We start from the raw sequence: 25,881 nt of genomic DNA, 5'->3' as shown, positions 1-25,881 counted from the left end.
ATCTTTTATTGCGGTTTATTACTGCCGCTTTTTTCGTTATTCAGGGTTTGATAGAGTGGTAATCGTGCTAAATGTTGATTAATTTGCGCAACAACCAGCTTGTACTCATCAGTTTCAACATGTCCATATTGCTGAACAAAATCTCGTTTGCTCAAACCTTCAGGTAAGCTATCAATGACTGGGAAAAATAAATCTTCACTTTGAACTTGTGATAAGACATCTTGGAAAGCGTCGGCGTAAATCGGGTCAATCGCCATAGAAGCGAATTTAATTCCGGCCAGATCAGCGGCTAAATCAGCGAAGCTAAAACCTGATCCCCCTTCAGCCCTATCCATCAACTCCTTAAATTCGCCCACAGCATTGCTTATCCCCTGTTGGGTTAAAATTTTGATTGCTGCGGAAATAACAAAATGTTGAGTTAAATCACTACGCCCTCTTAAAAGGGGCCGATAATAAGGCATAACCACTTTGTTTTGATATGGTTGCACGTCACCAATAAAATTGGCCATGCGGTGATGACCTACATAAATCGCTAGGGCTAGTAAAGCCGATTCATTTTCTAGTACCGCTGACGACTTAGCCGTTCTAACCTTTACTTTTTTGAATAAGGGATTGATGTAATCTGCTAATGGTAACCCTGCTGGATGTTGAGAAAAACTCAATCCGTCTAAATACGTCAAATAATAGCTAACTCTTTGTTTAAGTTCCTCATCACCGCTGCCTGACAGACCGTTTTTAATTTCATTTAAACTAACCAAAAACTCATGAATAGGAATTAGCCTTACGTTTAGTTCATCAGCAGAAACAGTCACTTCAGAGACTTGATTTAACGCCAAGTCTCCCAAATCACTTTTGGTCCAGCGGTTGATAATATACGTCATCATCGAAATAGCCCAGTCCCCTGAAATGGGTAAATCACCTAAATGTACATTAGCCACTTTAATGCCCTGAGCTGGGACTAACTCACCTTCGAAATTAACATAAGCTGTTAGCCAGTTGATGGGAATTTTATAGCTAAATTTAACGCCTAGCTTTTGTTTACTTGTGTCTATTTGCCCTGAGAACTCCGGAACAGCGCGTTGTAAAAAGCCTACAATACTGTTCATTTGCGCTTTGGAAATAACAATGGTTTGGGGAATGTAGCGCTTACGAGTGACTTGTCGTGCTTGAGAAAGCAGTAAATTTATGGTGTCTGCATCATCCACTTGTACAGATGCGTTAGCAACGACAATGGGCTTTGATTCAACAATTAACACCGTTAAAATAATTAAGCATGCAACTAAAGTTAGCAATAATACTTTGCATAATTTAATGACTTTAGACATAAGGTGACGTCCAAACAACTTGCAACACCGAGCTGATAAAATTCATCCTTGTTTTACCGATTTACTTAATTTATATGTTGGGAAACCAACTCTTTATTCTGCTTGAAGCCTGAATTATAAGTCACTTTTTAACAGTCTATATCGACGACTTCTATAGTACAGTCAGGCTCTGCAAAAGAATCATAGATCACGTAGCAACCTTGGTCAGTAGGAACACCTGAACTAGGTACAGCGTAACCTATTAATGCGTATTGATTGGTGGTTCGCGTTTCTAGATCTTCGTCTGATGAAATATCCATGAATTTGAAGAAATCCACAGAATCGCCTAATTCAGATTCGGCTTCTGGGCAAAGATTTCCAAAGTAGAGTTCAGTTTCCGCAAAGCCAAAATCAACAATCAGCTCTGATTGACCATCACCTGGATTCACTGTAGACGTTTCAAGCCCTTGGATTCTGGCTTTATTTTGCACTAAACGAACGGTGGTTCGCATATTTCCAGCAATACCATTTAGCACCGAAACCTTTGCATCACTTGAAATTCCGACGAATTTCGGTGCAGCAAACACCGTTAGGATACCTAATATCACGATAACTAAAATTAACTCTATCAGCGTAAAACCACGTTGAACTAAATTCACACATTCACCTGTCTATTTGTCACTTTTTTGTTGCTAATTATGATTACTTAAACCTCAGCCATGTTGCCTTTAGACTCTAACCATACCTTACGATCCGAAGCGCGCTTTTTGGAAAGCAGCATGTCCATTAGCTCCATCATTTGCCCAGCATCACCTTCGGTAAGTTGAACGAGACGGCGAGTATTGGGGTCCATGGTAGTCTCTCGCAGTTGCATGGGGTTCATTTCACCCAACCCTTTGAATCGTTGCACATTCACCTTGCCACGTTTCTTTTCGGCTTCAATACGATCTAAAATTCCTTGTTTTTCGCCTTCATCGAGGGCGTAGTAAACTTCTTTTCCCACGTCAATTCTAAATAACGGTGGCATCGCTACATACACGTGACCGCGATTAACCAGTGTTCTAAAGTGGCGCACAAATAATGCACACAGCAAAGTGGCAATATGCAGGCCGTCGGAGTCGGCATCGGCTAAAATACAAATTTTACCGTAACGTAACCCAGTTAAATCATCTGAGTCAGGATCTATACCCAATGCAACCGAAATATCGTGTATTTCCTGAGATGCCAACACTTGTGAAGAATCCACTTCCCAACTGTTTAGTATTTTACCCCGCAGGGGCATGATAGCTTGAAAAACACGGTCTCGCGCCTGTTTGGCCGACCCGCCAGCGGAGTCCCCTTCCACTAAAAACAATTCTGAGCGTTCGATATCCTGATTAGTACAATCGGTTAATTTACCGGGTAACGCAGGCCCTTGCGTGACCTTTTTACGAGCGACCTTTTTACTTTGGCGTAAACGACGTTGGGCATTGTTAATACACATGTCGGCCAACAATTCCGCCACATCAGTGTGCTGATTCAACCACAAACTGAATGCATCTTTAACCACGCCAGATACGAACGCAGCAGCTTGTCGAGATGACAAACGCTCTTTAGTTTGCCCTGCAAATTGCGGATCTTGCATTTTAGTCGACAAGATATAAGCACATCTGTCCCAAATATCTTCTGGCGATAATTTAACACCGCGAGGCAAAAGATTTCGGTACTCACAAAACTCTCGCATGGATTCAAGTAAACCTTGTCGAAGTCCATTAACGTGAGTTCCCCCTTGAGCTGTAGGGATCAAATTCACATAACTTTCGGTGACAAGCTCGCCACCTTCAGGCAACCACATTACCGCCCAATCTGCGGCCTCATGATTACCTGCTAACTTGCCAACAAATGGCGCATCTTCGGGCAACGAAATGTAATTACTAACTGACTGATACAAATAATCTCTTAAGCCATCCTCATAGTGCCACTCTTGGCTTTCTTTGCTGATTTTATTATCGAACTTAATTCTGAGGCCGGGACATAAAACCGCTTTCGCCCGCAAAATGTGCAATAATTTGGTTACCGAGAATTTAGCTGAATCGAAATACACAGGATCAGGCCAAAACCTGAGACCGGTTCCGGTGTTGCGTTTACCGCAGCTATCAACAATGCTTAGGTCTTCAACCTTATCACCGTTCTCAAACGCCATGCTGTAAACATTACCGTCACGTCGAATCAGTACCTCAACCCGTGTAGACAAAGCGTTCACCACAGATATACCCACACCGTGTAAACCACCAGAGAACTGATAGTTTTTGTTGGAGAATTTGCCACCGGCATGCAATTTGGTCATGATCAATTCGACCCCAGAAATGCCTTCTTCTGGGTGAATATCCACCGGCATTCCGCGTCCGTCATCAACCACTTCTAAGGATTGGTCTTCATACAAGATAACTTTGATATTACTGGCGAATCCAGCCAAGGCTTCATCGACACTATTATCGATAACTTCCTGGCTTAGATGATTAGGGCGAGTGGTATCGGTATACATCCCAGGACGACGTTTTACCGGATCTAATCCGTTAAGGACTTCAATTGCATCAGAATTATATTGGTTTGACATGCTTTTTATTCGATTTTTGTTGCCAAAAGGAGGTGCTTGGTAACACCCATAATAGCATTGATGTTATCAACTCAAGATGCGCTGAGCAATCAACATATTGGGTTTTCTCAACTCATTCCCTCATGACATTTTTTAAACCCTTTGCTAACCTGAAGGCTATCGCCATGGAAAACAGCTTACGACAGCAAAAATTTAAAAATATCGGGTAGATGATCAGCGTAGTTTTGAAAACTATGATCCCCCCCTTGTTCAATAGTCAGTCGACTGTTCGCATACTTTTGCTCAGCTTGGCGATAATCCAGAGTTTCATCATCGGTTTGCAATAGCGCCCAGTAGGCTTGGGGATCAGACAGTTCTGGGGTATTTAAATCAAGAAGTTGTTGAATATGGGTCCCTTGTAAAGTGAACTCTTGATTGGTATAGGGATTGACATGAGTGCCTAAAAACCCTTCCAATAATTCGAAAGGACGAACAGCAGGATTAATCAGTACCGCTTTTCCCCCAAACTTCTCGACCAAATAAGTCGACATAAACCCGCCCATAGAACTACCAATAAAACGTAGACTTTTTCCTTCATATTTGCCTGCCAGGCTTTCTAGCATTTGCGCCGCATCTAAAGGGTAATTTGGTACTTGTGGTACTTCCACTGTCAAATCTGGATGGTATTCCACCACATAATCAATAGTTTGTTGTGCCTTGACAGATTGCGGAGAGCTCATAAAACCGTGAATATAAATTAATACGTTTTCCATTTAATCTAGTTGTTCCTGTTGCAAACGAATAGTGGTGCAATTAAAAGTACCATCATTGTGTAATTGATAGAGCTTAAACCCCGGCATTTCATTACTTACGGAAAAATCGGCTTGATTAGCAAATTGCCAGCATGTTGACGGGCATGAGTGAAAATAACACTGGCGTATCATTTGATGAGTGTCATGATGAATATGCCCATAAATCACCAATTTTACTTGCGGTAATTGCGTTATTTGTTCAACAAAATTATGCCCATTAAGCCACTGGTGTTTATCCATCCAACCACCACATGGTATGGGGTGATGATGGCAAGCAATTAAATGAAAGCGCTCTGAAGCGTCTTGCAAATTATTTTTTAAGTTTTGCAAATTTTCAACCGAAACCTGTCCCAGGGTTCCTTCATGTCGGGTATCGATACCATGAATTAACCAGCTATCTTGTTGCCAAGGTCGGCTTTTAGCTAAATCAAAATGTGTTAGCAACTCGTCGAATAAATCAGATTGGTCGTGGTTACCAGCCACCACCTTGAATTTGTTCAACAAATTAAATTGCTCCAACAATTCAAAAAAATGCTGATAACTTTGTGCGCTATCGTCACCTGAAATGTCGCCAGTCACTAAGACGCCGTCGGGATTGAGCCGCGCAACCTTGCAAAGCAGTAATTGTAGGGTTTGGTAGGGATTAATATTATTGTAGCCAGTTTTGTTCTTATCTTTGAACAAATGACAATCACTTAATTGTACTATTTTAGCCATGCTAATTTACGCTAAGTCTCAGATGAGCCTATTGACTCAGCATGTCGTAAACAAAACGATAACCACTCTGCAAGGAAACGGTTGGTCATTTCTTTCTCATTGGGCTGATGCATATTCGTATTGGGGTAGGCGTAACTGGGTTTTAACGAACCAATATGCTGCGCACTGAGAACTTCAGCAACATTGGCATCGTGATAAAGTCGAATTTGCATTACTGGACGCAAAAAAGCCGGTACGCCATCGGCTAACTGTGCCAATTCAAGGGTGCTGGTATAACGACTACTATCAATGATTTTAACTCGGTAGTACAAACCATCGTTAATTTCAAACGTATAACTTAAGGTCACAGTGTCACAATCGGGCAATAAACGCAGTAAACGGGCATAATTAGCCTCACATACCGCCAACAGAGACGGTAAGTTTGGAACATATTTGCGCTGTCTACTAAGTGTTGTCATGCCAAATGTCACGTACTTTTTGTTCGTTAATAAGAAACCATTGTAACGCGATAAGCGTGGCAGCGTTATCGATTTTCCCTTCGTTTAGCCAATCAATTGCTTCTAACTTAGTTGCACGACGCACCAAGATGTCTTCACTCTCATGCTCCAACCCATGCACGCCTTGCGCAGTGGAAGCATCCACTTCTCCAATGTAAATATGGATGCGTTCAGTGGTTCCACCAGGACTTGAAAGGTAGCTCAATGCTTTATGCAAACGCTTAATCGTCACGCCAGCCTCTTCGAACGCTTCGCGACGACATACCTCTTCGATAGATTCACCTTGTTCTATCATACCTGCAACTATCTCAATCAACCAGGGTGATTGGCTTGTAGCAAAAGCTCCTATGCGAAACTGTTCGATGAAAACGAATTCATCCACTTTGGGATCGAATAACAAAACTGCGACAGCATGACCACGCTCCAATACCTCACGTTTAACCAATTGACTCCATCCCCCAGCAAATAATCGATGGGTAAATTGATAATCGATAAGCTTGAAAAAACCATCATATAAGGGTTTAGTTTGACTAATTTTCAAATCGTCTTTGCCGAAGGTTGGAAAAGGTTTCAATTTTTAAACTCCATATTTCATATAAATCTGCTAATTTATCGGTTCAGTTACCTTGATAAACACTTAGTCTCATTGCCTAATAACAAGTTATTTTTGGCTTAAACACTTTTATCTTAAAGATTGAGGTAAAATACATGAATTAAACTATTGAAGTGCACATTGGTGCAAAAACCTAGTTAAATAATACCGAACATAGGTTCTAGCACACATATTCTGTTACACTTCTCAGGATACTGTTACCACTTATCGTTTTCGGTTAACGCTTGATTTACTTACACTTTGAATCGAAATAAAAATAATCGAATAAACTAGCATCATGCAATACACTACGGAACATAAATAGGAAAGCAAATGAAAAAATCAATTCTGTCTCTGCTTATTGGCTTTAGCGTGGCCACTCAAGCCTATGCAGATGATCTTTATCAGGTGTATCAACGCGCACTGGAACAAGATCCTACGATCAATCAAGCAAAAGCTGATCGTGACGCAGCTTTTGAAGGCATATCAATCAGTCGGGCGAACTTACTGCCTCAAGTTTCTGGTGTTATTAGCTACTCTAAAAGCACTCAAGAATCCATTACTTTTGCCAACCTAGATACTGGCCCTATCGTAATTGATAATGAAACCACTAATTTAGGTTGGGACATTAGCCTTTCATTATCTGTTTATGACCACCAAAACTGGGTTGGTCTAAATCGTGCCGAAAAAATCGCTCAACAATTCGATACTAGTTTCGCATTAGCCAAACAAGAGCTAATTGTTAGAACAACCATTGCTTATTTGGCAGTGCTGCGGGCTAAAGATGGCTTAGAGTTTGTGCAAGCAGAAAAACGCGCTATCGAGCGCCAATTGGAACAAACAAAGCAACGTTTTGAAGTGGGATTAACCGCCATTACAGATGTTCACGAAGCTCAGGCTAATTTCGACAACACCGTTGCTCAAGAGATTGTCGCTGAGAACTTAGTTGAACTTAGATTAGAAGAATTGCGTGAAATTACCGGTAAATATCACGACAACTTGTCCGTGCTCAACACCGAGAGTTTTTCAGCCTCCCGTCCAATACCAAAGCGGGTTGATGGCTGGTTATCAATAGCGGAAGAAAAAAACCTAGATTTAATGGTCAGTAAGTTAGCAACAGAGATAGCCAAAGAAGATATTAAAAATGCTCGCGCAGGACATTACCCAACATTAGATCTTACCGCCTCGATTGGCAGTGACGATACTGAGGTTGGTGACCTTTCCTTACCTAAGCGAGATAATGATTCAATTGGTTTGAGTTTAACTGTACCTATTTATTCTGGCGGTAGCGTCAGCTCGCTAACAGCTCAGGCAAAATATAATTACATCTCAGCCAGTGAAAGCCTAGAGCTGATTCATCGCTCAACGGTTCGTTCTATTCGCAGTTCATATAATGATGTAGTGGCAGCAACATCCACTATTCGTGCATTCGAACAAGCGGTCATTTCCGCCCAAAGTGCACTGCAAGCCACAGAAGCTGGATTTGATGTGGGTACGCGTACAATAGTTGATGTCTTAGACAGCACTCGTAATCTGTTTGATGCTCGCCGTAATCTTGCAGGCGCGCGTTATGATTTTATCTCTGCTGTCATGACTTTAAAACGTTCTGCGGGTAATTTGACTGAACAAGACTTAATAGATATCAATCAAGGACTAAGACCAGCATCTTAATCCTCTGAATGCTCAAAAAATCCGTTACCGGCGTTGTCGGTAGCGGATTTTTTATGGTTTCTTAAACCCACTCTTTGATATCATTTAAGCGCGTTATTTAACTCTTTGTTTGGAATTCAATTGACATGAATGCCTCTGCCATAAAAGCCAAATTTATAAAAATTCGTTCTAACAAAATATTCGAGCTTGTAGTGATTTCAGTCATTATTTTTTCTGCGTTATTAGTTGGCGCAAAAACCTATGAAATGTCACCTACCCTCATTTCTGTCACCACCTTTCTTGATTGGTTTATCACCTTTTTCTTTTTCACTGAAATAACCATACGATTTTTTGCAGAACCGCGAAAAAGAGATTTCTTTAAAAGTTTATGGAACCTATTTGACACCTTAATCGTACTGGTCAGTATTATACCTGCAGACAATACTGATATGGCTATCATCGCGCGTTTAGTGAGAGTATTTAGGGTACTCAGAATGGTTTCGATTATTCCTGAATTAAGGTTGTTATTAACCTCTTTGGTAAAAGCCATGCCTCAATTAGGCTACGTAATGTTACTCATGTTTATTATATTTTATATATACGGAGCGATTGGCAGCACCTTGTTTGAGGAAATTAACCCTGTGTTATGGGGTGACATCACCATTTCAATGTTAACCCTATTTAGAGTCATGACCTTTGAAGATTGGACTGACGTGATGTATGAAACGATGGAAGTTTACCCCCTTAGTTGGATTTTTTATCTAACATTCATATTCTTAAGTGCCTTCGCTTTTTTAAATATGGTTATAGGCATTGTCGTTAATGTCATGGAGCAGGAAAATGAAAAAGCACGCAGTGAGAAAATGTTAGAGCGGGGCGAGCCAACAATTGCAGACTTGTCTAAACAGTTGAGTGATATCCATCAACAGATTCATAAGTTGAATCAAACCCATCAATGTAAAAATACTGAAATACAATAGCGCCAACAAACCTGCCAATCTGCTAATACTTCCCGCCAAAGTGCAACTAGCGGATTGGTCAGGTAAAATTTCAAAATAGAAGCGTCATCTCTCCTGCATATTCCCTTATGCGCTCTTCACCGTGTAAAGATTTATGTTCACCGATTTAGAAATATATTCATCGCAAATGAGAGTAAATTGGTGTTAATTGCACTATAAAGATAGAGCGTCAAAAAATAATTGACGTTGAGGCGTTCTAAAAGGAATCAAACGTCAAAAGTATAGCTAATCATAACAATCAGGTAAATTAAATAACCAAAAAAGCGCCAAAAGTTGTATTATTCAATTTCTAAAAGCTGGCATTGTTTTCGCTTATAAGAGTTTAGATAACGAAAAACACAGAATAGCTAACAAAGATAATAGTAGTGAGCGAATTTAATTTCAGCACTACTAAAATCACAAATGGAATAAAATTATGCGTATTAAAAGAGTCTCAGAACCATTCAAGCACTTGGCTGGAAAGTCTTTTAAGTTAGTTTGTATAGATTTGAATAGGGAAAGTTCAAACCAAAAATCCACAGTTCCAGTGAATAATGTGGTTAATTTTCCTATTTCAAAGAAATGTAAGAATTTCAAAAAAGACTAGAAATATTTTCTGAATTATTTTGTAAATTTAAAAAGGGAGCAATTGCTCCCTTTTTAAAAAACCGCGAGTTCCAACATTCCAGCTAAAACCTTGTTGCGTTAAATTCCATATTGATTCTTCAGATTTTTAACTCGCTCAATATTGTTTTCAGCGGTAAACGTGCGTTCACTCAGTTTTCTTCTACCTAAAGTATTGTTGCCACTTGCAAATAACACTTCTACATAATTAAGATAAATCTCATTATTTTTCATGGAATCATTGATGACTCGATCATAATATTTTAAGGATTCATCATACTTTTCTTGCTTCATTAAAGCCTGCGCTAAAGTATCAACAGCATCAGGGTTATCTGGATATTGCTCTACCGCTTGTTTAGCGTACTTTTCAGCTTCTTTCAAACGGCCATTTTGTGCATACAGATAAGCTAGGTTGTTTAACACCACAAAATTATTTGGATTTAGCTCTAAGGTTTTCTCATACGTCGCTATGGCGGTTGCTTCATCGCCACTTATTTGCCGCTCAGCAATCATCATCTTCACAGCAATATCATCGGGGTATTTTTCCGCATGTTGTTGTAAAAATGTTAGGGCTTGGCTTTTCTGCTCAAGTCGTTCCAAATTTATTGCTAATAAAACCGCATTTCGGCTATTAGGAACCGCGCTATAAACCGCTTCAGAATTTTCAAGAGCCTCAGCATATTCATTATTAGACATTTGGATCCGAGCTTTGAATCCTTTCGCAACAGGAAGCTGTTGAGTTGCTTCAGGTAACTCAGATAGCGCTTTTTGTGCTTCGTCAAACTGCCTAGACATCACTAAAAAGTGGGTTCTTAATACTTCAACACTTAAATCATCGCGAGCCTCAAGAAAACGACTACTTAGCTCTGCACCTTCCGTAAATGCGCCTTTGGCATCAAGCAACAACATTTTACCTAAGTTGGCAGCTTTACTATTTGGATATACCTCAATCCATTTATCATAATGTTGATTTGCATCGGCAATACCACCAATTCCTAACAATGCTTTGCCTTTTAAATTCCAGTAAGCTGCGGGGGTTTCTTTATCTGCAGTAACGCCCTCTAAAGTTGCTAAAACCTCGTTCCATTTTTGCTCGGTTAAATACATACGAGCGACAAGTAATTTCAGCCCGATATTTTGCGGAGCATTTTGCAAAGCAATTAAGGCAGGTTCCATGCCTTTCGCATTTTCTTTCAATTGCAAATGAGACAGGTAATATGATGCTAACGCAGGCACAAAATCTGGTTTCTTCGCCAAAATGTCCAATAACTTTTGATGACCTTCATCTCTATTACCTTTAGCAATATCTAAATTAGCAATAGCTAACTGTATTAAACCGTTTTCCGGGTCTAAGACTTCAGCCTTTTTGTACATCGCTAGGGCCGTGTCATAGTCTTTTTGCTTAGTGGCTAACTCTCCGGCTAACATATAACCTTTAAAATCATCCGGGTTAGATGCAATCCACTCTTCAGCTAGTGTATTCGCTTTATCGAACTGTCCAGTCATTAAGTAAGCATTTGCCAATGTGGCTTTGGTCACATCCATATCTGGACTTTGTTCAAGTGCATTTTCTAAATCTATGATGCCACTGACGTCGTTTAGAGAAAGCCTTAACACCCCTAGTCGAGTTAAATCTTCTGCCGAGCGGCTTATTTCAGCTGAGCGCGCTACGACCTCTTTGGCTTCATTCAGATTGCCCGCACGAATTAATTCGTATCCAGCTTTGCTAAACAACTTAGCATCTTCCTCAGTCACTTCACTGAACATTTCTATCACATTGCTAGCGTCTTCAGATAAACCAAGCTCCAATTGGCTTGCAGCTAGCATTTTTAATGCTGGGTGATTGGGTGGTAAAGAACTGGCAATGTAAGATAAATGGGTGTTCGCAGCTTCAAAATCTTTAAGCATGTAAGCCGCATAACCTGCAATCAATCTCAGGACCGGGTCACCACGGCCACTTTGAATTGCTTTTTCAGCGTATTTTTGCGCATTTTCATGCTCATTCTTCGCTGCACTAACAACACTTTTTAGTTGATTTAGTAGCGCGTTCTCTTGGTTAATTGCTAGCAACTGGTCGATATAAGGTTCCGCTTCGGTTACTTTTCCGTTATCGACTAACAGTTTCGCCAAAACAAAAACAATTTGTGTATCGTCAGGAAATTGCTCTAAATAATTCACATAAACTTCAGCAGCTTTATCAGCCTGTTGAGTGCGCAGATACAATTGACCTTGCAATTTAAGTACATCAGCATTGTCGGAATATTTTTGAGCAAGTGCTTCTGTTTTACTTACCGCCTCATCAACGTTTTGCTCTAACACTAAACCAAAAACTTCCACTAATCCGGTGTACACAGTATCTGCATTAATCGTACTTAGCTGTTCCAATAACAATTTCGCTTCCGCTTCTTTGCCAAGCTGAGCCAGCGATTGCAACTTGAAAAAGCCCACTTCCATTTCTTGCTCTGGCGTCATTCCCGCTTCGGAGTGATCAATTTCACTCAATTCTGCATAGGCGCCAGAATTTTGATAAGCCTGAGATAATAAGGGGATAACATCTGACGCGGGTTGACCATATTCTAGCGCACGGTTTAACTCTTTTTCTGCACTCTCATATTGTTTTTGTTTTAAGTACACTTTACCCAATTCAAACCGGGCTGCAGGATTTCTAGGATCAGCTTGAACTGCACTTTTCAGTTCAATAACTGCGGAGTTCAACTTATTTTGTGCAATGAATTCTTGTGCTGAGGTTAAATGTTCTTCGCTTGTCTTCTGGGTACATCCGAGAATGAGGCTAACGCTAATTGCTATTAGTAATGTTCTCATATTGTCAACTCTTCCTTAATGTCAAATTAGCTCTAATTGGCTATATCCTACAAGGCTAATTATTTTTTTTACAGCGGGTTTTAGTTTAAAAAACTATAGACTAACACCGATTTTATTAAATTTAAGCCTCTAATGTTAAACCATCGTTAATAGTCAGTTAAAAAACAAAAAATTATCGCCTGAAATGAGACCTTTGTTGGCTTAAAATAAGGTTATCTAATATACTACGACTTTAATCAATACCGGCCTTTAGGCACTTTTCAAGATTGCCTGTTTAGCTGTAATTAGCTGATGTCAGTTAATTACTTATCCGGTAACCAGGGATCATGAATGACCAGTACGACAGATATAACCTTTAAAGAACTTAATCTACCTGAAGCGCTCTTGCAAGCAATTGAAAAAGTTGGCTATGAAAAACCTTCTCCGATTCAAGCTGAGAGTATACCGTTAATATTACAAGGCCATGACTTATTAGGCCAAGCGCAAACGGGAACCGGCAAAACCGGCGCATTTGCACTACCTATGTTGGCGAATTTAGACATTGAGGCTGATTTCACCCAACTTCTAGTTCTTGCACCTACTCGAGAATTAGCGATTCAAGTAGCAGAAGCGTTTCAAGTGTACGCGAGCTTTTCGAAAAAAATTCGCGTTTTACCGATTTACGGTGGCCAATCTTATGACAACCAAATTCGCCAGTTAAAACGTGGTGTACAAGTGGTTGTTGGTACACCTGGACGTGTTATTGACCATATCAAGCGCGGTACTCTTAAACTCGACAAGTTGCGCTTTTTGGTATTAGATGAAGCCGACGAAATGTTACGAATGGGTTTCATTGACGATGTAGAATGGATATTAAGCCATGCACCTGATACACGCCAAACCGCGTTATTTTCAGCCACTATGCCTGCGCCAATTAAAAAAATCGCGGAACGCTATTTAAACAATCCTAAACATGTAAAAATTGCTTCTAAAGTCAGCACAGCCAGTACTATAAAACAGCGTTTTTGTCAGGTTGCAGGGCATCACAAGTTAGAAGCATTAACGCGTATTATGGAAGTGGAAGAGTTTGATGGTGTCATCATCTTCGTACGTACCAAAACAGCAACGGTGGAATTGGCCGACAAACTGTCCGCTCGTGGTTATGATGTTGAACCTTTGAACGGTGACATTGCGCAAAACGCCAGGGAAAGAACCGTTGATCGTCTGAAACAAGGCAAAATTGATATTCTAGTAGCCACTGACGTAGTCGCCCGTGGACTTGATGTTGAACGCGTAAGCCATGTTATTAACTATGATGTTCCATACGATACTGAGTCTTATGTTCACAGAATTGGACGAACCGGTCGTGCAGGACGCCAAGGTGATGCGATTCTATTTATTTCACATCGTGAAAAGCGCATGTTGTTCTCAATTGAAAAAGCAACAAAGCAAAGTATCGAGCAAATGCCGATCCCTTCGATTTCGGAAATCAATCAAACTCGCTTGTCACGTTTTAAAACCAGTGTCATTGAAGCCATTCAAGATGACTCAATCGAGAGCTTAATTCCTATTGTTGAGTCCATTCAAAAAGAAACCGAAGCGGCCCCAGAAAAAATTATGGCGGCCTTGGCTAAAATTGCCCAAGGTGATGAGCCATTAATTCTTAAGGAAGGGGATCGTCCTGATCTAAACGCTAAACCTGCTTATAACGAGAGAGAGCGTGCACCTCGCGGTGGTAGAGATCGCGGTTCTAGAGAAGAGCGTGGTGGCCGAGGTCGTAATCGCAGTAGTAAGCCAGATGAAGGTATGCAGCGTTATAGAATCGATGTAGGCCACTCTCACGGTGCTAAGCCTGGCAACATCGTTGGGGCGATAGCCAATGAAGCGAATATTAGCAGTAAGAATATTGGTGCCATCGAAATCTTCGATAACTTTAGTACCGTTGACTTACCTAAGGGCATGCCAGCCAACACATTTGGGGTACTTGAAAAAACCCGTGTAGCCGGACAACGATTGGCTATTCGCGAGTGGAGTGATGAGCCACCAAAGCGTAAATCACGTAAATTCGATAAACGATAAAATACTAAACCCGCTCACAAGGCGGGTTTTTTGATTTAAAATCTAAATAACCAAAAGAACTATCAATTCGCTTTTAATACTTTTGCTATATATAGAATTTCACGCAGAATCTACTTTTTAACGATTAATACAGGCAGCCAATATGCGTTACTTCCCCATTTTTATTGATACTCAAGGGTTAAATTGCCTCGTGGTAGGCGGTGGAGAAGTGGCTGCCCGTAAAATAGAATTATTGCTTAAAAGTAAAGCCGAGATAACAGTAGTGGCACCTTGGATGTGCAACACGGTTGAACAGTTTGCAGAGGAAGGGGTAATTACCACTATACCCAGAGAATTTCATCAAAGTGATATAGAACAACGCGACCTGATCTTTGTTGCTACAGATGACAGTGAAGTGAATCAGCAGGTTCATAAACTTGCCAGTGCGGCCAATATTTTGGTGAACGTAGTTGATAATACACCTCTGTGTAAGTTTATAACCCCGTCTATCATCGACCGTTCACCAATCGTAATTGCGATGAGCAGTGGTGGTGTCGCACCGGTATTATTGCGCTACTTAAGACAAAAATTAGAGTCTTTTATTCCCCAAAAAATTGCACTCTTGGGTGAGTTTTCGGAAAAGTTTAGAGACCAGGTTAAGCAGCGTTTATCCTCTGTTACTGCTCGAAGATTTTTCTGGGAAGATATTTTAGATGGCCCAGTGGCTGAACAGGTGTTAAATGCCAATCCACAAAAAGCAGAAGCTATGTTTGCCGAATCATTGGCGAACCATGAACAAAACAAAAAGCACGGTGAAGTGTATTTAGTAGGTGCAGGACCTGGTGATCCGGACCTGCTCACTTTCAAAGCCCTACGTTTAATGCAAAAAGCTGATGTCGTGGTTTACGATAGGCTAGTATCCAAAGAAGTCTTAGAGTTGGTTCGCCGAGATGCTGAAAAGATCTATGTGGGAAAAGCAAAAAGCCAACATACTTTACCTCAGCAAGATATTAACGTGTTGCTAGCAGATCTAGCAACAGAGGGCAAAAGAGTCGTCAGGCTCAAAGGTGGCGATCCTTTTATCTTTGGTCGGGGTGGAGAAGAAATAGAAACCCTTGTCGATCGGAATGTAGCCTTTCAGGTAGTACCAGGGATTACCGCAGCGACCGGAGCAGCAAGTTATGCAGGGATTCCTTTAACCCATAGAGAGCATGCCCAATCGGTGGTTTTTGCTACAGGTCATTTAAAAGACAATACCATTGATCTAGATTGGCCAGCGTTAGTCCAAAAGAATCAAACTATCGTCTTTTATATGGGGATAACTGGTTTAGCAATTATCCGTGACAAACTCATTGAACACGGTATGCCTAAAGACATGCCCATCGCCATGGTACAGTCCGCCACTACAGATAAACAGAAGGTTGTCACCGGTACTCTAGTTACAATTCAAGAAGTTGCTGAAGCAGCAGAAATAAAGCCACCATCTTTAATCATAATAGGCACTGTTGTTACTCTGCGGGACAAATTAAACTGGTTTGCAACGGAACAAAGCACTTACTAGCCATAAAATACAGAAAGGGCAAATTTAACCTCAACTCTGATATTCGCTACTATGCTTAAGGTAAACAGAGGGTGAATGCCAATGAAATCACTATCGATTAATCTGTGCATATTAATGATCACGGGGCTCGTAGCCCCTATACATGCGAAACAATTGCAATTTGAGAAATCGTCAGACGAAACGAGTTACCGCTTCGCCTACCAGTGGGTAGACCAAGGTAATCAAAACAAATCCTTAACTTTTTCAATAGATAAAACCGTCGCCCAAAATCAGTATAAAAATCAAACGGTATTCAAACCAGAAATTGCACAACGTTACGTTTACGTTGAACTCATGAAACAAGCACAAAAAATCGATCCAAAAGAAGCCCGCGTTAGTATTCAACAGCGCGGGGAACAATTAGAGGTAAGCGTTTCCAGTCGGCATCTTGAGATGCTAGACAAGTGGAAATCTCTCATGTCAGAAAAACAGCAAAGTGCTTTTGATGACTATCTGCATGAACATCATTATACCCGATTTACTAACCATGTTGGCCAAGAGGGAGTGATTCCAGATCATATCCGCTACATTCAAGAGAGCCGCAGCATAGTGTTGCCCGCCGCTCAAGCTATATATGAACAACTAGAAAAAGGCAGTGATACCCGTGGCTATGTGAATCTGCTACTGAGTTGGATTCAAACAATCCCGTACAATGAACTAACCAATCGTGTGGATTCTAATGGTGCCGGCTTCTTCACACCTGTGGAGGTTCTCACAAATAATAAAGGGGATTGCGATAGCAAAGCGACCTTAACAGCGTCTTTAATGCGTTCACTGCTGCCAGATCTAAGCATGGCAATGGTGTATTTACCCAATCACGCACTACTAGCGGTTAATTTAGGGGAGCGCCCAAATGAAGAGTCCATCAATATTCGCGGCGCTCAGCACGTTTTAATTGAGCCAACCGGTCCAGCAGTGATCAACATAGGCGAAATATCGGATGAAACAGCCAGGCATGTAACAAACGGCAATTACACAGTCGTTATGATTCCTTAGCTAGTTATCACTTCAGCATTGGGCTTTGACGCAATTCCAGAATTGAACGTCATTTCCTGAGCAAAAAAGCTTGGGTATAACTTAAGACTATCCCACTAACAAGGATTACTAATATACCTAGTAACAGACATACCTTATATTTTATTCAGAAATATTTCTGTTAGTTCACACCGCTTAACGGGAAATAGCTTAACTTTAAATTAGATTGACAGAAGGAATCTGAAGATGTTCAGAAAGCAGAATATTGTTCAGCTAGCGATAAAAAATAATATACTGAATGATGAAGTAACCGCGATCGGCGTAACAGATTTCGAGCGTCTTAGGCAAACCGTTTCAGAACTACACTGCGCGTTTCCGCAACCTTTTATCCACACCTTTGCCGTTAAAGCAAATGCATTGGTCGATGTTTTAAAAGAATTAAAATCGTTGGGCATGGGAGCGGAGGTGGCAAGTCCAGGGGAGTTATTAATTGCCCAAAAAGCCGGTTTTGAGAACAGTGAAACTATTTTTGATTCGCCTGCAAAAACGCTATCTGATCTAACTCAATGTATCGAACAAGGTATTTCCATAAACATTGATAATCTGCAAGAGCTAGAAAGAGTAGATCGTTTAAAAGCGAAAAACGTGAATTCCTCATCAATAATAGGATTTAGAATTAATCCTCAAAGCGGATCCGGAAGCATATCCTCCACCAGTACAGCTACTGCCACATCGAAATTCGGCTACGCCCTTGCAGATGGTGATAATCGTAATCAACTCCTTGAAATTTATAAACAACGACCTTGGTTGACTAGCCTGCATACCCACTCGGGTTCACAAGGGTGTGAGCTAGAATTGATGGCATTTGGCATAAAAGAACTAGTGTCACTTGCCGAAGATATCAATCGTGAAGTGGGCTACCAGCAAATTCAGCAACTAGACATAGGTGGCGGTTTACCGGTTAATTTCGAAAGTGAAGAAGTCACTCCCAGTTTTCAGCAGTACGCTGATGTTCTAAAACAAACTGTACCTGCATTATTCGATGGAAAATACAGAGTTAAAACCGAATTTGGTCGTGCAATTACAGCTAAAAACGGTTTTATTTTAACACGGGTAGAGTACACCAAGTCTATGGGGGGAAGGCACATAGCCATTACACATGCTGGCGCTCAAATATTAACCAGAACTGCGTTTACCCCTAAATCTTGGCCCCTCAGAGTATCTTGCTTTACGCCTCATGGAGAAGTGCGAAATGCTGAGAATACAGAAATAGTACAAACAGATGTAGCTGGTCCATGCTGTTTTGCTGGAGATTTAGTATGTAAAGACAAACCTTTACCTAAATTAGAAGCAAACGATTATGTATTAATCCACGATACTGGTGGTTACTATTTCAGTAACCACTTTGACTATAACAGTCTTCCTAGAGTGTCGGTTTATGCCGTAAAAGGTAACGACAATCACATAGATATCTCGTGTATTCGTAAACAAGATACACTAACCGAAGTAATGGCGCGTATGTGACAGCCTATATTCCTTTGACGACATATTGATAATACCAATATGTCGTCAATTCATGGCTCTGCTGATTATTAATCCTATGGAATAAGCTCAACTTGTATTTAACGGTGAGATTATATTTTTCCCATGTAATCTAGGGTTTTATCCAGCGCTTTTTCTAAGATAAAGATTATTTCATCAATTTCACTTTTAGTCGTTATAAGCGGAGGGCAGAACGCTAAGGAGGTACCTCCCACCGCTCTGGTTATCATTCCCAGTTCTTGACAGGTATGCATAGCAAAAGTAACAACTTCACTAGTCTTCGCGGGTGATTCACAGGCTAGCAACTCAACTGCAGCAATCAAACCTTTACCTCTGACCTCGCCCACCAGTGGATGGTCTTGTATCCTTCGCAACTGACTTTGCAAGTAAGCACCAATGTTCCCCGCATGCTCAAAGACCTTATCCCGCTGATAAATTTCAAGGGTTTTTAATGCCACAGCACAACCAACTGGGTGGCCAGAATACGTGTAACCATGACCAAACGCCCCGACCTTTTCGCTAGACTCTTTAATCTGGGTATACATATCACCGCTGATAACAGATGCACTAATAGGTATGTAGCCCGATGAGAGTTGTTTAGCGAAGGTAAGAATATCTGGTGATTGAATCCCCATGGCATTACTCCCAAAATCCTCCCCTAACCGACCAAAGCCAGTGATAACTTCATCAGCCCAAAATAAAATATTATATTTACTCAGTATCTGTTGTACTTTTTCATAGTAGCCCTTAGGCGGCACTATCACACCACTTGCGCCCGTCACAGGCTCTGCAATAAACGCTGCGATTGTATCTGGACCTTCTTCAACAATTAACTTTTCAAGATTGCCGGTAATTCGCTCCACAAAATCTGACTCTGATTCTCCGTCAAGTGCTCCATGATAATAGTGTGGTGCGTCGGTTCGCAGAATGCCTAATGCCGAAAAGGGCAGATCAAAATTAGTGTGATTTACCGGTAATCCAGTTAATGATGCGGAGGCAACGGTCACTCCGTGGTACGAGCGTTCTCTGGCAATGATTTTATATTTTTGAGGCTGCCCGATTGCGTTGTAGTAATAACGTAGTAATTTAATATTAGTGTCATTAGCGTCGCTGCCAGAATTTCCAAAAAACACTTTTGCATCTTTGGTTGGCACCATTGCACTTAGTTTTTCAGCCAAATCAATGCCCACCTGATGGGTTTTACCACCAAACATATGTGAGTATGAAAGTTTGCTTAATTGCTCACTCGCCGCATCAATCAACTCTTGATTGTTATAACCTAAGGATGTGCACCAAAGACCAGACATAGCCTCTAGGTATTTTTTACCCTTATTGTCGTATACATACACACCGTCGCCTTTTTCAATAACGAGATTAGGTTGGCTTTTAAGATTGCTGGCTGGATAAATAATACTGGTCATAATGCCTCAGATTAACGTATTCGCGTTGATTCAAAGGCCTATTGAAACCTATTCATTGGCAATATTAAATATCAAACTTTCAACCCTTTGTTTTAATTTTTTAAAACATTAGGCCTAATCCATCTTGCCATAAGGATCCGCGAAGAATGTCTAAAACCAGTCAAATAGTTGGATAGCGACGAAATGCTTCTATGCATTTTTAGGAGAAAAGTGAATAACGATATAAAAGTAGTCGGAGGGTGGTTGTAGCAAGGAAACACATTATCGTTTCCTTGCTATAAATTGACTAAGCTGGCAACACAAAAATTACAAATTTTCTTCTGCAAACTCGGCTAAACGACTACGTACAACCCCATCCAAATTAATGGTAGCGCTGCCTGAGAAATCTTTAAATTTCTCCACCAAATAGGTTAAGCCAGAGGTCACTGCTGATAAGTAATTACTGTCAATTTGCGCGAGGTTTCCGCCACAAATTAGTTTAGTTCCTTCGCCACAACGAGTAATAATCGTTTTTAATTGGGAAGCCGTAAGATTCTGCGATTCATCTAAAATCACAATGGCATTTTGGATACTACGACCGCGCATAAAGTTAACTGATTTAAACTGTATATTGGCCTTCTCCATGATGTAACTCATAGAACCTTTGACGTTTTCATCGTTTTTATGCAATACCTCTAAAGAATCAGTAATGGCAGCTAACCAAGGTGCCATTTTTTCTTCTTCTGTGCCCGGTAAAAAGCCTATGGATTCGGCTATTTCTGGCGTACTTCTGGTGACGATAATTTTATCGTACATATTTTTTTCAATAACCATTTCCAGCGCCGCTGCCAAAGCAAGCAGGGTTTTACCGCTTCCCGCAGGTCCGGTCAAAATCACCAAATCAATATGTGGGTCAAGGAGTGCATGGAATGCCATTGCTTGGCCAATATTCTTCGGCGATATACCCCAGGCATTGCGCCCCATTAGTCGATCGTAACCTAAATCAAGGACCTCTAGCGTATCTTCTGTAATGTTTTCCACTAACCCGGCGAATTGCTCTTCCCCATCAATTAAAAATTCATTGATATAGGCTTCGGGAAGGGCTTTTTTATCAATAGTGTGAATGGTATCTCGGCCTTCGGTTCGGCTATCCACGGTTTTCACACACTCCCAAAAATCCCCGTTAAAGGTGTGATACCCCTTAGATAAATATTTGATATCACTGATTAATTGGTCTGTTCGATAGTCTTCAACATGGGCTAAGCCGGCTCCTTTTGCCTTCAAGCGCATATTGATATCTTTGGTCACCAAAACAACCTGTCTGGGTAGCTTGATTTTTTGTAAATGCAAAGCGGCATTGATGATGCGGTTGTCGTTATCATTACTGGTGAACACTTGCTGCTCAAAAGGAAGACCGTGATCAGCAAAAATAGATAGCTGGCCAGTAGGGGCTGACTCACCTGAGCCAAGTCCAGTCATTGCAACACCTTCTATCATTTGTTCCGGTGTCGATTCATGGAGTAAGTCTTCCATTGCACGAATTGAGACTCTCGCATCCCGAGCTACGTCTTTTTTACTGTCTTTAATGTAATCCAGTTCTTCTAGAACCGTCATGGGGACAACTACATCGTGTTCTTTGAAAGAGAGAAAAGCGAGGGGTTCATGTAAGAGGATATTGGTATCGAGCACATAAAGTTTGGTATTCATTTCAGCTTTTTCTGGCATCCGCTACTCCGTTTAACTGCCCACATAGATAACATAGGCCCATGGCATGGTTTTGACTAAATCCATTCTTACCATAAACCACTTTTTCAGCACTTTCATCAACTTTTACAAAAGACTTTTAAAGTTATAAAAAACTCTATAAATATCAAAAGACTGCTTAAAGGCTATGGAATTTCCACAAACAAAATTAGGTCATTAATTAACCGTCACTGAAGGTCACTAGGGTGATTTTTGATTACTCTCTTCGAACCTTCAACTAATTTAATAGGGGGAGTGAGAACACACTGCAAAACTCCATTATAAGCGTTATAATCGCGCTCTTTATGATTTGGCGAAAGCCCTTAATTGGCAACATAGGCACACTTAGATTTGGCCTGTAACGCTCAAGAGATTTTCTACTATGACACAAACAAACAACTTTGCTCTAGGGCAACGTTGGCTTAGCAATACTGAGTCAGAACTTGGCCTGGGCACTATCATTGCCGTGAACAATAGAACGGTTGAAATACTTTTTCCAGCCATCGGTGAAACCCGCACTTATGCGCCGGCCTCAGCACCGCTAACCCGCGTTACATTTGATATTGGCGACAAGGTTACTAGCCATGCTAATTGGCAATTCATAGTAGAGCGCATAAGTGAACAAGCCAGCATGCTAACTTATCACGGTAAGCGCTTAGACACGGGGGAGGATGTTGATTTAAAAGAAACCTTTATCGATCATCACTTTCAATTGAACCAACCACAGAAAAGACTTTTAGCGGGTCAGGTTGATGAACCTAAATGGTTCGACATTCGGGAAAAGTGTATTACCCAGCAGTACCAACATGATACGTCAGACTTATTAGGTTTCTTAGGTGCTCGTGTGGATATTATCCCTCACCAGTTGCACATTGCTTCAGAAGTAGGACGTCGTCATGCTCCACGGGTTTTATTAGCCGATGAAGTCGGTTTAGGTAAAACCATAGAAGCGGCGTTAATTATCCACCAACAATTGTTAACTGGGCGGGCACAAAGAATATTGATTGTGGTGCCAGATAGCCTTGTTCACCAATGGTTAGTGGAAATGTTAAGACGAGTTAATTTAGCATTTTCGATTTTTGATGAAGAACGCTGCCAGGCCATGGCGGAAGAAAGCGGTAACCCGTTCGAAGCAGAGCAATTAGTACTCTGTAGCCTAGATTTTCTGACTCACAATAGTCGCTATTTCCAACAAGCGTGTGAAGCCCCTTGGGACTTAATGGTCGTAGACGAAGCGCATCACCTAACCTGGTCTGAAGGCCAGCCTTCCCAGGAATATGAGGTGATTGAGCAGTTGGCTCAAGTTACAAAAGGCGTTCTACTATTGACCGCCACCCCTGACCAATTGGGTCACGAAAGTCATTTTGCACGCCTACGCATTTTGGATCCTGCTCGTTTCCATAGTTATCAAGAGTTTGTGCATGAAGAACAACAATATAGCCAGCTAGCCAAAGCCATCGAACCCTTATTAACAATAGCGGATACTAAGGTTACCCTGAGTCAAGAGTCGATACAAAGAATACAAGAGTTTGCCGGTGAAGATTTAGTTGCGAATTTAGACTTAACTGACACAGCTAGCATCGAGAAGCTAATTAACCAACTGCTAGACAGACACGGTACAGGACGAGTACTGTTTAGAAACAGTCGCTCAGGGGTTAGCGGTTTTCCAGCCCGTGAATTACTGTCCTATCCTTTGCAAATGCCCGAAGAGTATGAACATCATCTTGAAATTGAACTTGATTCTAGCCGGTTGTTATCACCGGAACGGATCCCTGAATTAGTTGACAGCTGGACAGACTTTGACCCCAGAATAGATTGGTTTATTGACCATTTACAGACACTACGGGGCGAAAAAGTGTTGACCATATGTGCCAAAGCTTCCACTGCATTGATGTTGGCCGAGGCGGTACGCCGTAAGTCGGGTATCAGAGCTGGTGTGTTTCATGAAGGCTTGAGTATTGTTGAACGCGACCGCACAGCCAACTTTTTTGCCCAATCAGAAGACGGCGCTCAGGTGTTAATTTGTAGCGAAATTGGCAGTGAAGGGCGAAATTTCCAATTCGCTCATCATCTGGTGTTATTTGATTTACCACAAGTTCCAGATTTACTCGAACAGCGCATTGGTCGACTTGATCGAATTGGCCAAAAACACGACGTTAAATTGCACGTGCCGTTTTTTGTGAACTCTGCCCAACAAGTTATGTTGGAGTGGTATCACGATGGACTGAATGCTTTTGAACTAACCTGTCCTGCTGGCACTAGTGTCTACGAAGAAGTAGAAGAAATGCTACTCAGTTCACTACAAAATCCCCATGATGAGTTGGCCAAACGCAAACTCATTGAAGACACTCAAAGCATTTATGCCGAACTAAAAAGTAAATTGGAACAAGGCAGAGACAAACTACTAGAAATTAATTCTTCGGGCAAAGGTAAAATTCAACAACTTATTGAAGGTATTGAAGACTCGGATAATTCCCCGAAACTTGAACGCTTTATGACCCAATTATTCGACACCATTGGTGTTTTACAAGAAGAGACGGACGAAGGCTGCTATTTACTCAAACAGACAGAGTCTATGCACACTCAACTTCCAGGGCTTGAAGAAGAAGGCATGGCGATCACTTATGAGCGCGACACTGCCACAAAACTGGAACACGTACACTTTTTTAGTTGGGACCATCCCATGGTGCAACATGCTATGGATACCATTACTACCGATGTGCAAGGTAAAAGTGCCATAGCCATGAACAGAGATAAGTCTCTTCCACCTGGCTATTATTGGTTAGAATGTTTGTTTGTACTGTCAACAAAAGCCGAAAAGCACTTACAAGTTAATCGATATATGCCTGCCACTCCGATTAAAATTACCGTCGATCCTAAAGGACAGCAAACAGATAGAGTGTTTTATATGCTCGATAGAGTGAAACCTAAAATGTCTGCTCAGTTGATTCATGCACTGCAATCAAAAATTGAAAACGCCATCCAACAAGCCACTGCTATGGCAACCGAAACTGCTGCAGAAATCAAACAACAATGTATCGACAGTATGCAGAATAATTTACAGGAAGAACTGAATCGTCTACAAAGTTTGAGTTTAGTTAATAAGTCCATTCGCGAAGAGGAATTAGACTTTATCCGTAATCAGTTAGATGCCCTAAACAACGCTCTAGAGAATGCAGAAGTGCATTTAGAAGCGGTTAGGTTAGTGGTCAATAATCATTAATGAAAATCATAAAATACAACGGAAATGCAGCTTAAATGGCAATTTTGAATTATGCCCCTAGCCGATATCCCTATTTCGATATCGTTTATCAAGATGAAAACATATTGGTGTTAAATAAGCCTAGTGGCTTGTTAACTGTGCCAGGAAAGGCACTTGAACATAAGGATAGTTTACAGCTTAGAGTCCAGCGAGCCTTTCCAACGGCCACCATTGTTCACCGCTTAGACATGGCAACGTCGGGACTTATTGTCTTGGCATTGGATATGGATAGCCATCGGAAAATATCCAAAGCATTTGAATTACGTCAAACGGCTAAATCCTATGTTGCCAGAGTATTTGGTAAGCTAAGTGAAGAACAAGGTAGCATCGATTTACCGCTGATTTGTGACTGGCCTAACCGCCCAAAACAAATGGTAGATCACGAACGAGGAAAGAAAGCGCTAACCCACTGGAAGCGATTGGCCTGTGACGATCAAGAATCTCTTGTGGAACTCATACCGGTTACAGGACGCTCTCATCAATTAAGGGTACATATGTTGAGTATTGGACATCCAATATTAGGAGATAGGCTGTACGCCCATGAACAAGCCTTACAAGCTGCTAACCGTTTACAGTTACACGCCAAAACACTTAAATTCAACCACCCGTTATCTGATGAACCCATGGCATTTGAATGTCCAGTGCCGTTTTCATTCAAGTCTTCAAGGGGTCTTACCGATATAGACCATAGTGGGAATTAAATGAATTGTGAGCACTCGTGGTTAAATTA

The 25,881-nt window shown here is 41.1% G+C and carries 18 protein-coding genes; 8 read left to right on the top strand and 10 right to left on the bottom strand.

Features of this window, described 5'->3' with window-relative positions:
• Positions 1 to 5: 5 nt before the first annotated feature.
• The 7 genes from ACYVIL_RS08050 to nudF all read right to left on the bottom strand — a co-directional run bounded on the left by ACYVIL_RS08050 (position 6) and on the right by nudF (position 6,479).
• The gene (locus ACYVIL_RS08050; protein WP_303471254.1) at positions 6 to 1,325 is read right to left on the bottom strand and encodes a hypothetical protein; all 1,320 of its coding nucleotides are present in this window, start codon (positions 1,323 to 1,325) and stop codon (positions 6 to 8) included.
• 128 nt (positions 1,326 to 1,453) lie between these two features.
• Positions 1,454 to 1,963 carry a prepilin-type N-terminal cleavage/methylation domain-containing protein gene (locus tag ACYVIL_RS08045; protein WP_460312132.1) on the bottom strand — a complete coding sequence of 170 codons (510 nt, stop codon included), beginning with the start codon at positions 1,961 to 1,963 and terminating at the stop codon, positions 1,454 to 1,456.
• Between the two features lie 47 nt (positions 1,964 to 2,010).
• Entirely contained in the window at positions 2,011 to 3,900 is a 1,890-nt protein-coding gene (gene parE / locus ACYVIL_RS08040; protein ID WP_303471256.1) for a DNA topoisomerase IV subunit B, read from the bottom strand.
• Between the two features lie 176 nt (positions 3,901 to 4,076).
• Positions 4,077 to 4,652 carry a YqiA/YcfP family alpha/beta fold hydrolase gene (locus tag ACYVIL_RS08035; RefSeq protein ID WP_460312131.1) on the bottom strand — a complete coding sequence of 192 codons (576 nt, stop codon included), beginning with the start codon at positions 4,650 to 4,652 and terminating at the stop codon, positions 4,077 to 4,079.
• Positions 4,653 to 5,408: a metallophosphoesterase family protein gene (locus ACYVIL_RS08030; RefSeq protein ID WP_460312130.1), complete on the bottom strand. Its 756-nt coding sequence runs from the start codon at positions 5,406 to 5,408 to the stop codon at positions 4,653 to 4,655.
• Between the two features lie 11 nt (positions 5,409 to 5,419).
• The gene (locus tag ACYVIL_RS08025; protein ID WP_303471265.1) at positions 5,420 to 5,866 is read right to left on the bottom strand and encodes a DUF1249 domain-containing protein; all 447 of its coding nucleotides are present in this window, start codon (positions 5,864 to 5,866) and stop codon (positions 5,420 to 5,422) included.
• Positions 5,853 to 6,479, bottom strand: a complete 627-nt coding sequence (gene nudF, locus ACYVIL_RS08020; protein WP_460312129.1) for an ADP-ribose diphosphatase — start codon at positions 6,477 to 6,479, stop codon at positions 5,853 to 5,855. The genes ACYVIL_RS08025 and nudF overlap by 14 nt, the downstream gene beginning before the upstream one ends.
• 351 nt (positions 6,480 to 6,830) lie before the next feature.
• Here nudF and tolC point away from each other — a divergent pair, with 351 nt between their 5' ends.
• Both tolC and ACYVIL_RS08010 read left to right on the top strand, forming a co-directional pair.
• Positions 6,831 to 8,168: an outer membrane channel protein TolC gene (tolC, locus tag ACYVIL_RS08015; RefSeq protein ID WP_460312128.1), complete on the top strand. Its 1,338-nt coding sequence runs from the start codon at positions 6,831 to 6,833 to the stop codon at positions 8,166 to 8,168.
• A gap of 125 nt (positions 8,169 to 8,293) precedes the next feature.
• Complete coding sequence (locus ACYVIL_RS08010; RefSeq protein WP_303471272.1) at positions 8,294 to 9,127, top strand: ion transporter; 834 nt, start codon at positions 8,294 to 8,296, stop codon at positions 9,125 to 9,127.
• Positions 9,128 to 9,850: 723 nt separating this feature from the next.
• Here the strand turns inward: ACYVIL_RS08010 and prsT are convergent.
• Entirely contained in the window at positions 9,851 to 12,592 is a 2,742-nt protein-coding gene (gene prsT / locus ACYVIL_RS08005) for an XrtA/PEP-CTERM system TPR-repeat protein PrsT (protein ID WP_460312127.1), read from the bottom strand.
• 330 nt (positions 12,593 to 12,922) lie between these two features.
• On the opposite strand from prsT, the gene ACYVIL_RS08000 reads away from it, so the two are divergent.
• From ACYVIL_RS08000 to ACYVIL_RS07985, 4 genes are all read left to right on the top strand, one after another.
• Positions 12,923 to 14,650, top strand: a complete 1,728-nt coding sequence (locus ACYVIL_RS08000; RefSeq protein ID WP_303471276.1) for a DEAD/DEAH box helicase — start codon at positions 12,923 to 12,925, stop codon at positions 14,648 to 14,650.
• 142 nt (positions 14,651 to 14,792) lie between these two features.
• Complete coding sequence (gene cysG / locus ACYVIL_RS07995; protein ID WP_460312126.1) at positions 14,793 to 16,190, top strand: siroheme synthase CysG; 1,398 nt, start codon at positions 14,793 to 14,795, stop codon at positions 16,188 to 16,190.
• A gap of 81 nt (positions 16,191 to 16,271) precedes the next feature.
• Positions 16,272 to 17,225 carry a hypothetical protein gene (locus ACYVIL_RS07990; RefSeq protein ID WP_460312125.1) on the top strand — a complete coding sequence of 318 codons (954 nt, stop codon included), beginning with the start codon at positions 16,272 to 16,274 and terminating at the stop codon, positions 17,223 to 17,225.
• 225 nt (positions 17,226 to 17,450) lie between these two features.
• On the top strand, positions 17,451 to 18,728 hold the full coding sequence (locus ACYVIL_RS07985) for a type III PLP-dependent enzyme domain-containing protein (protein ID WP_460312124.1): 1,278 nt from the start codon (positions 17,451 to 17,453) through the stop codon (positions 18,726 to 18,728).
• Positions 18,729 to 18,838: 110 nt separating this feature from the next.
• Here ACYVIL_RS07985 and ACYVIL_RS07980 read toward each other — a convergent pair whose 3' ends face one another.
• A complete protein-coding gene (locus tag ACYVIL_RS07980) occupies positions 18,839 to 20,167 on the bottom strand; it encodes an aminotransferase (RefSeq protein WP_460312123.1) in 1,329 nt (442 codons plus the stop codon).
• A 306-nt stretch (positions 20,168 to 20,473) separates the two neighbouring features.
• A complete protein-coding gene (locus tag ACYVIL_RS07975) occupies positions 20,474 to 21,871 on the bottom strand; it encodes a PhoH family protein (RefSeq protein WP_460312122.1) in 1,398 nt (465 codons plus the stop codon).
• Positions 21,872 to 22,271: 400 nt separating this feature from the next.
• Here ACYVIL_RS07975 and rapA point away from each other — a divergent pair, with 400 nt between their 5' ends.
• Positions 22,272 to 25,112: an RNA polymerase-associated protein RapA gene (gene rapA / locus ACYVIL_RS07970; protein WP_460312121.1), complete on the top strand. Its 2,841-nt coding sequence runs from the start codon at positions 22,272 to 22,274 to the stop codon at positions 25,110 to 25,112.
• A 35-nt stretch (positions 25,113 to 25,147) separates the two neighbouring features.
• Positions 25,148 to 25,852: an RluA family pseudouridine synthase gene (locus tag ACYVIL_RS07965; RefSeq protein ID WP_460312120.1), complete on the top strand. Its 705-nt coding sequence runs from the start codon at positions 25,148 to 25,150 to the stop codon at positions 25,850 to 25,852.
• Positions 25,853 to 25,881 lie beyond the last annotated feature (29 nt).

Source organism: Aliiglaciecola aliphaticivorans (assembly GCF_054782055.1).
The sequence above is the reverse complement of the archived record's forward strand: the minus strand, read 5'-3'. Positions and strand labels throughout refer to the sequence as shown.

Bases quoted from the DNA above. Each gene is read 5' to 3' on its own strand.
- ACYVIL_RS08035 (WP_460312131.1), bottom strand. From the start codon at position 4,652: ATGGAAAACGTATTAATTTATATTCACGGTTTTATGAGCTCTCCGCAA.
- ACYVIL_RS08050 (WP_303471254.1), bottom strand. From the start codon at position 1,325: ATGTCTAAAGTCATTAAATTATGCAAAGTATTATTGCTAACTTTAGTT.
- ACYVIL_RS07965 (WP_460312120.1), top strand. From the start codon at position 25,148: ATGGCAATTTTGAATTATGCCCCTAGCCGATATCCCTATTTCGATATC.
- ACYVIL_RS08030 (WP_460312130.1), bottom strand. From the start codon at position 5,408: ATGGCTAAAATAGTACAATTAAGTGATTGTCATTTGTTCAAAGATAAG.
- cysG (WP_460312126.1), top strand. From the start codon at position 14,793: ATGCGTTACTTCCCCATTTTTATTGATACTCAAGGGTTAAATTGCCTC.
- prsT (WP_460312127.1), bottom strand. From the start codon at position 12,592: ATGAGAACATTACTAATAGCAATTAGCGTTAGCCTCATTCTCGGATGT.
- parE (WP_303471256.1), bottom strand. From the start codon at position 3,900: ATGTCAAACCAATATAATTCTGATGCAATTGAAGTCCTTAACGGATTA.
- ACYVIL_RS07985 (WP_460312124.1), top strand. From the start codon at position 17,451: ATGTTCAGAAAGCAGAATATTGTTCAGCTAGCGATAAAAAATAATATA.
- ACYVIL_RS07980 (WP_460312123.1), bottom strand. From the start codon at position 20,167: ATGACCAGTATTATTTATCCAGCCAGCAATCTTAAAAGCCAACCTAAT.
- ACYVIL_RS08010 (WP_303471272.1), top strand. From the start codon at position 8,294: ATGAATGCCTCTGCCATAAAAGCCAAATTTATAAAAATTCGTTCTAAC.
- rapA (WP_460312121.1), top strand. From the start codon at position 22,272: ATGACACAAACAAACAACTTTGCTCTAGGGCAACGTTGGCTTAGCAAT.
- tolC (WP_460312128.1), top strand. From the start codon at position 6,831: ATGAAAAAATCAATTCTGTCTCTGCTTATTGGCTTTAGCGTGGCCACT.
- ACYVIL_RS08000 (WP_303471276.1), top strand. From the start codon at position 12,923: ATGACCAGTACGACAGATATAACCTTTAAAGAACTTAATCTACCTGAA.
- ACYVIL_RS07975 (WP_460312122.1), bottom strand. From the start codon at position 21,871: ATGCCAGAAAAAGCTGAAATGAATACCAAACTTTATGTGCTCGATACC.
- ACYVIL_RS07990 (WP_460312125.1), top strand. From the start codon at position 16,272: ATGAAATCACTATCGATTAATCTGTGCATATTAATGATCACGGGGCTC.
- ACYVIL_RS08025 (WP_303471265.1), bottom strand. From the start codon at position 5,866: ATGACAACACTTAGTAGACAGCGCAAATATGTTCCAAACTTACCGTCT.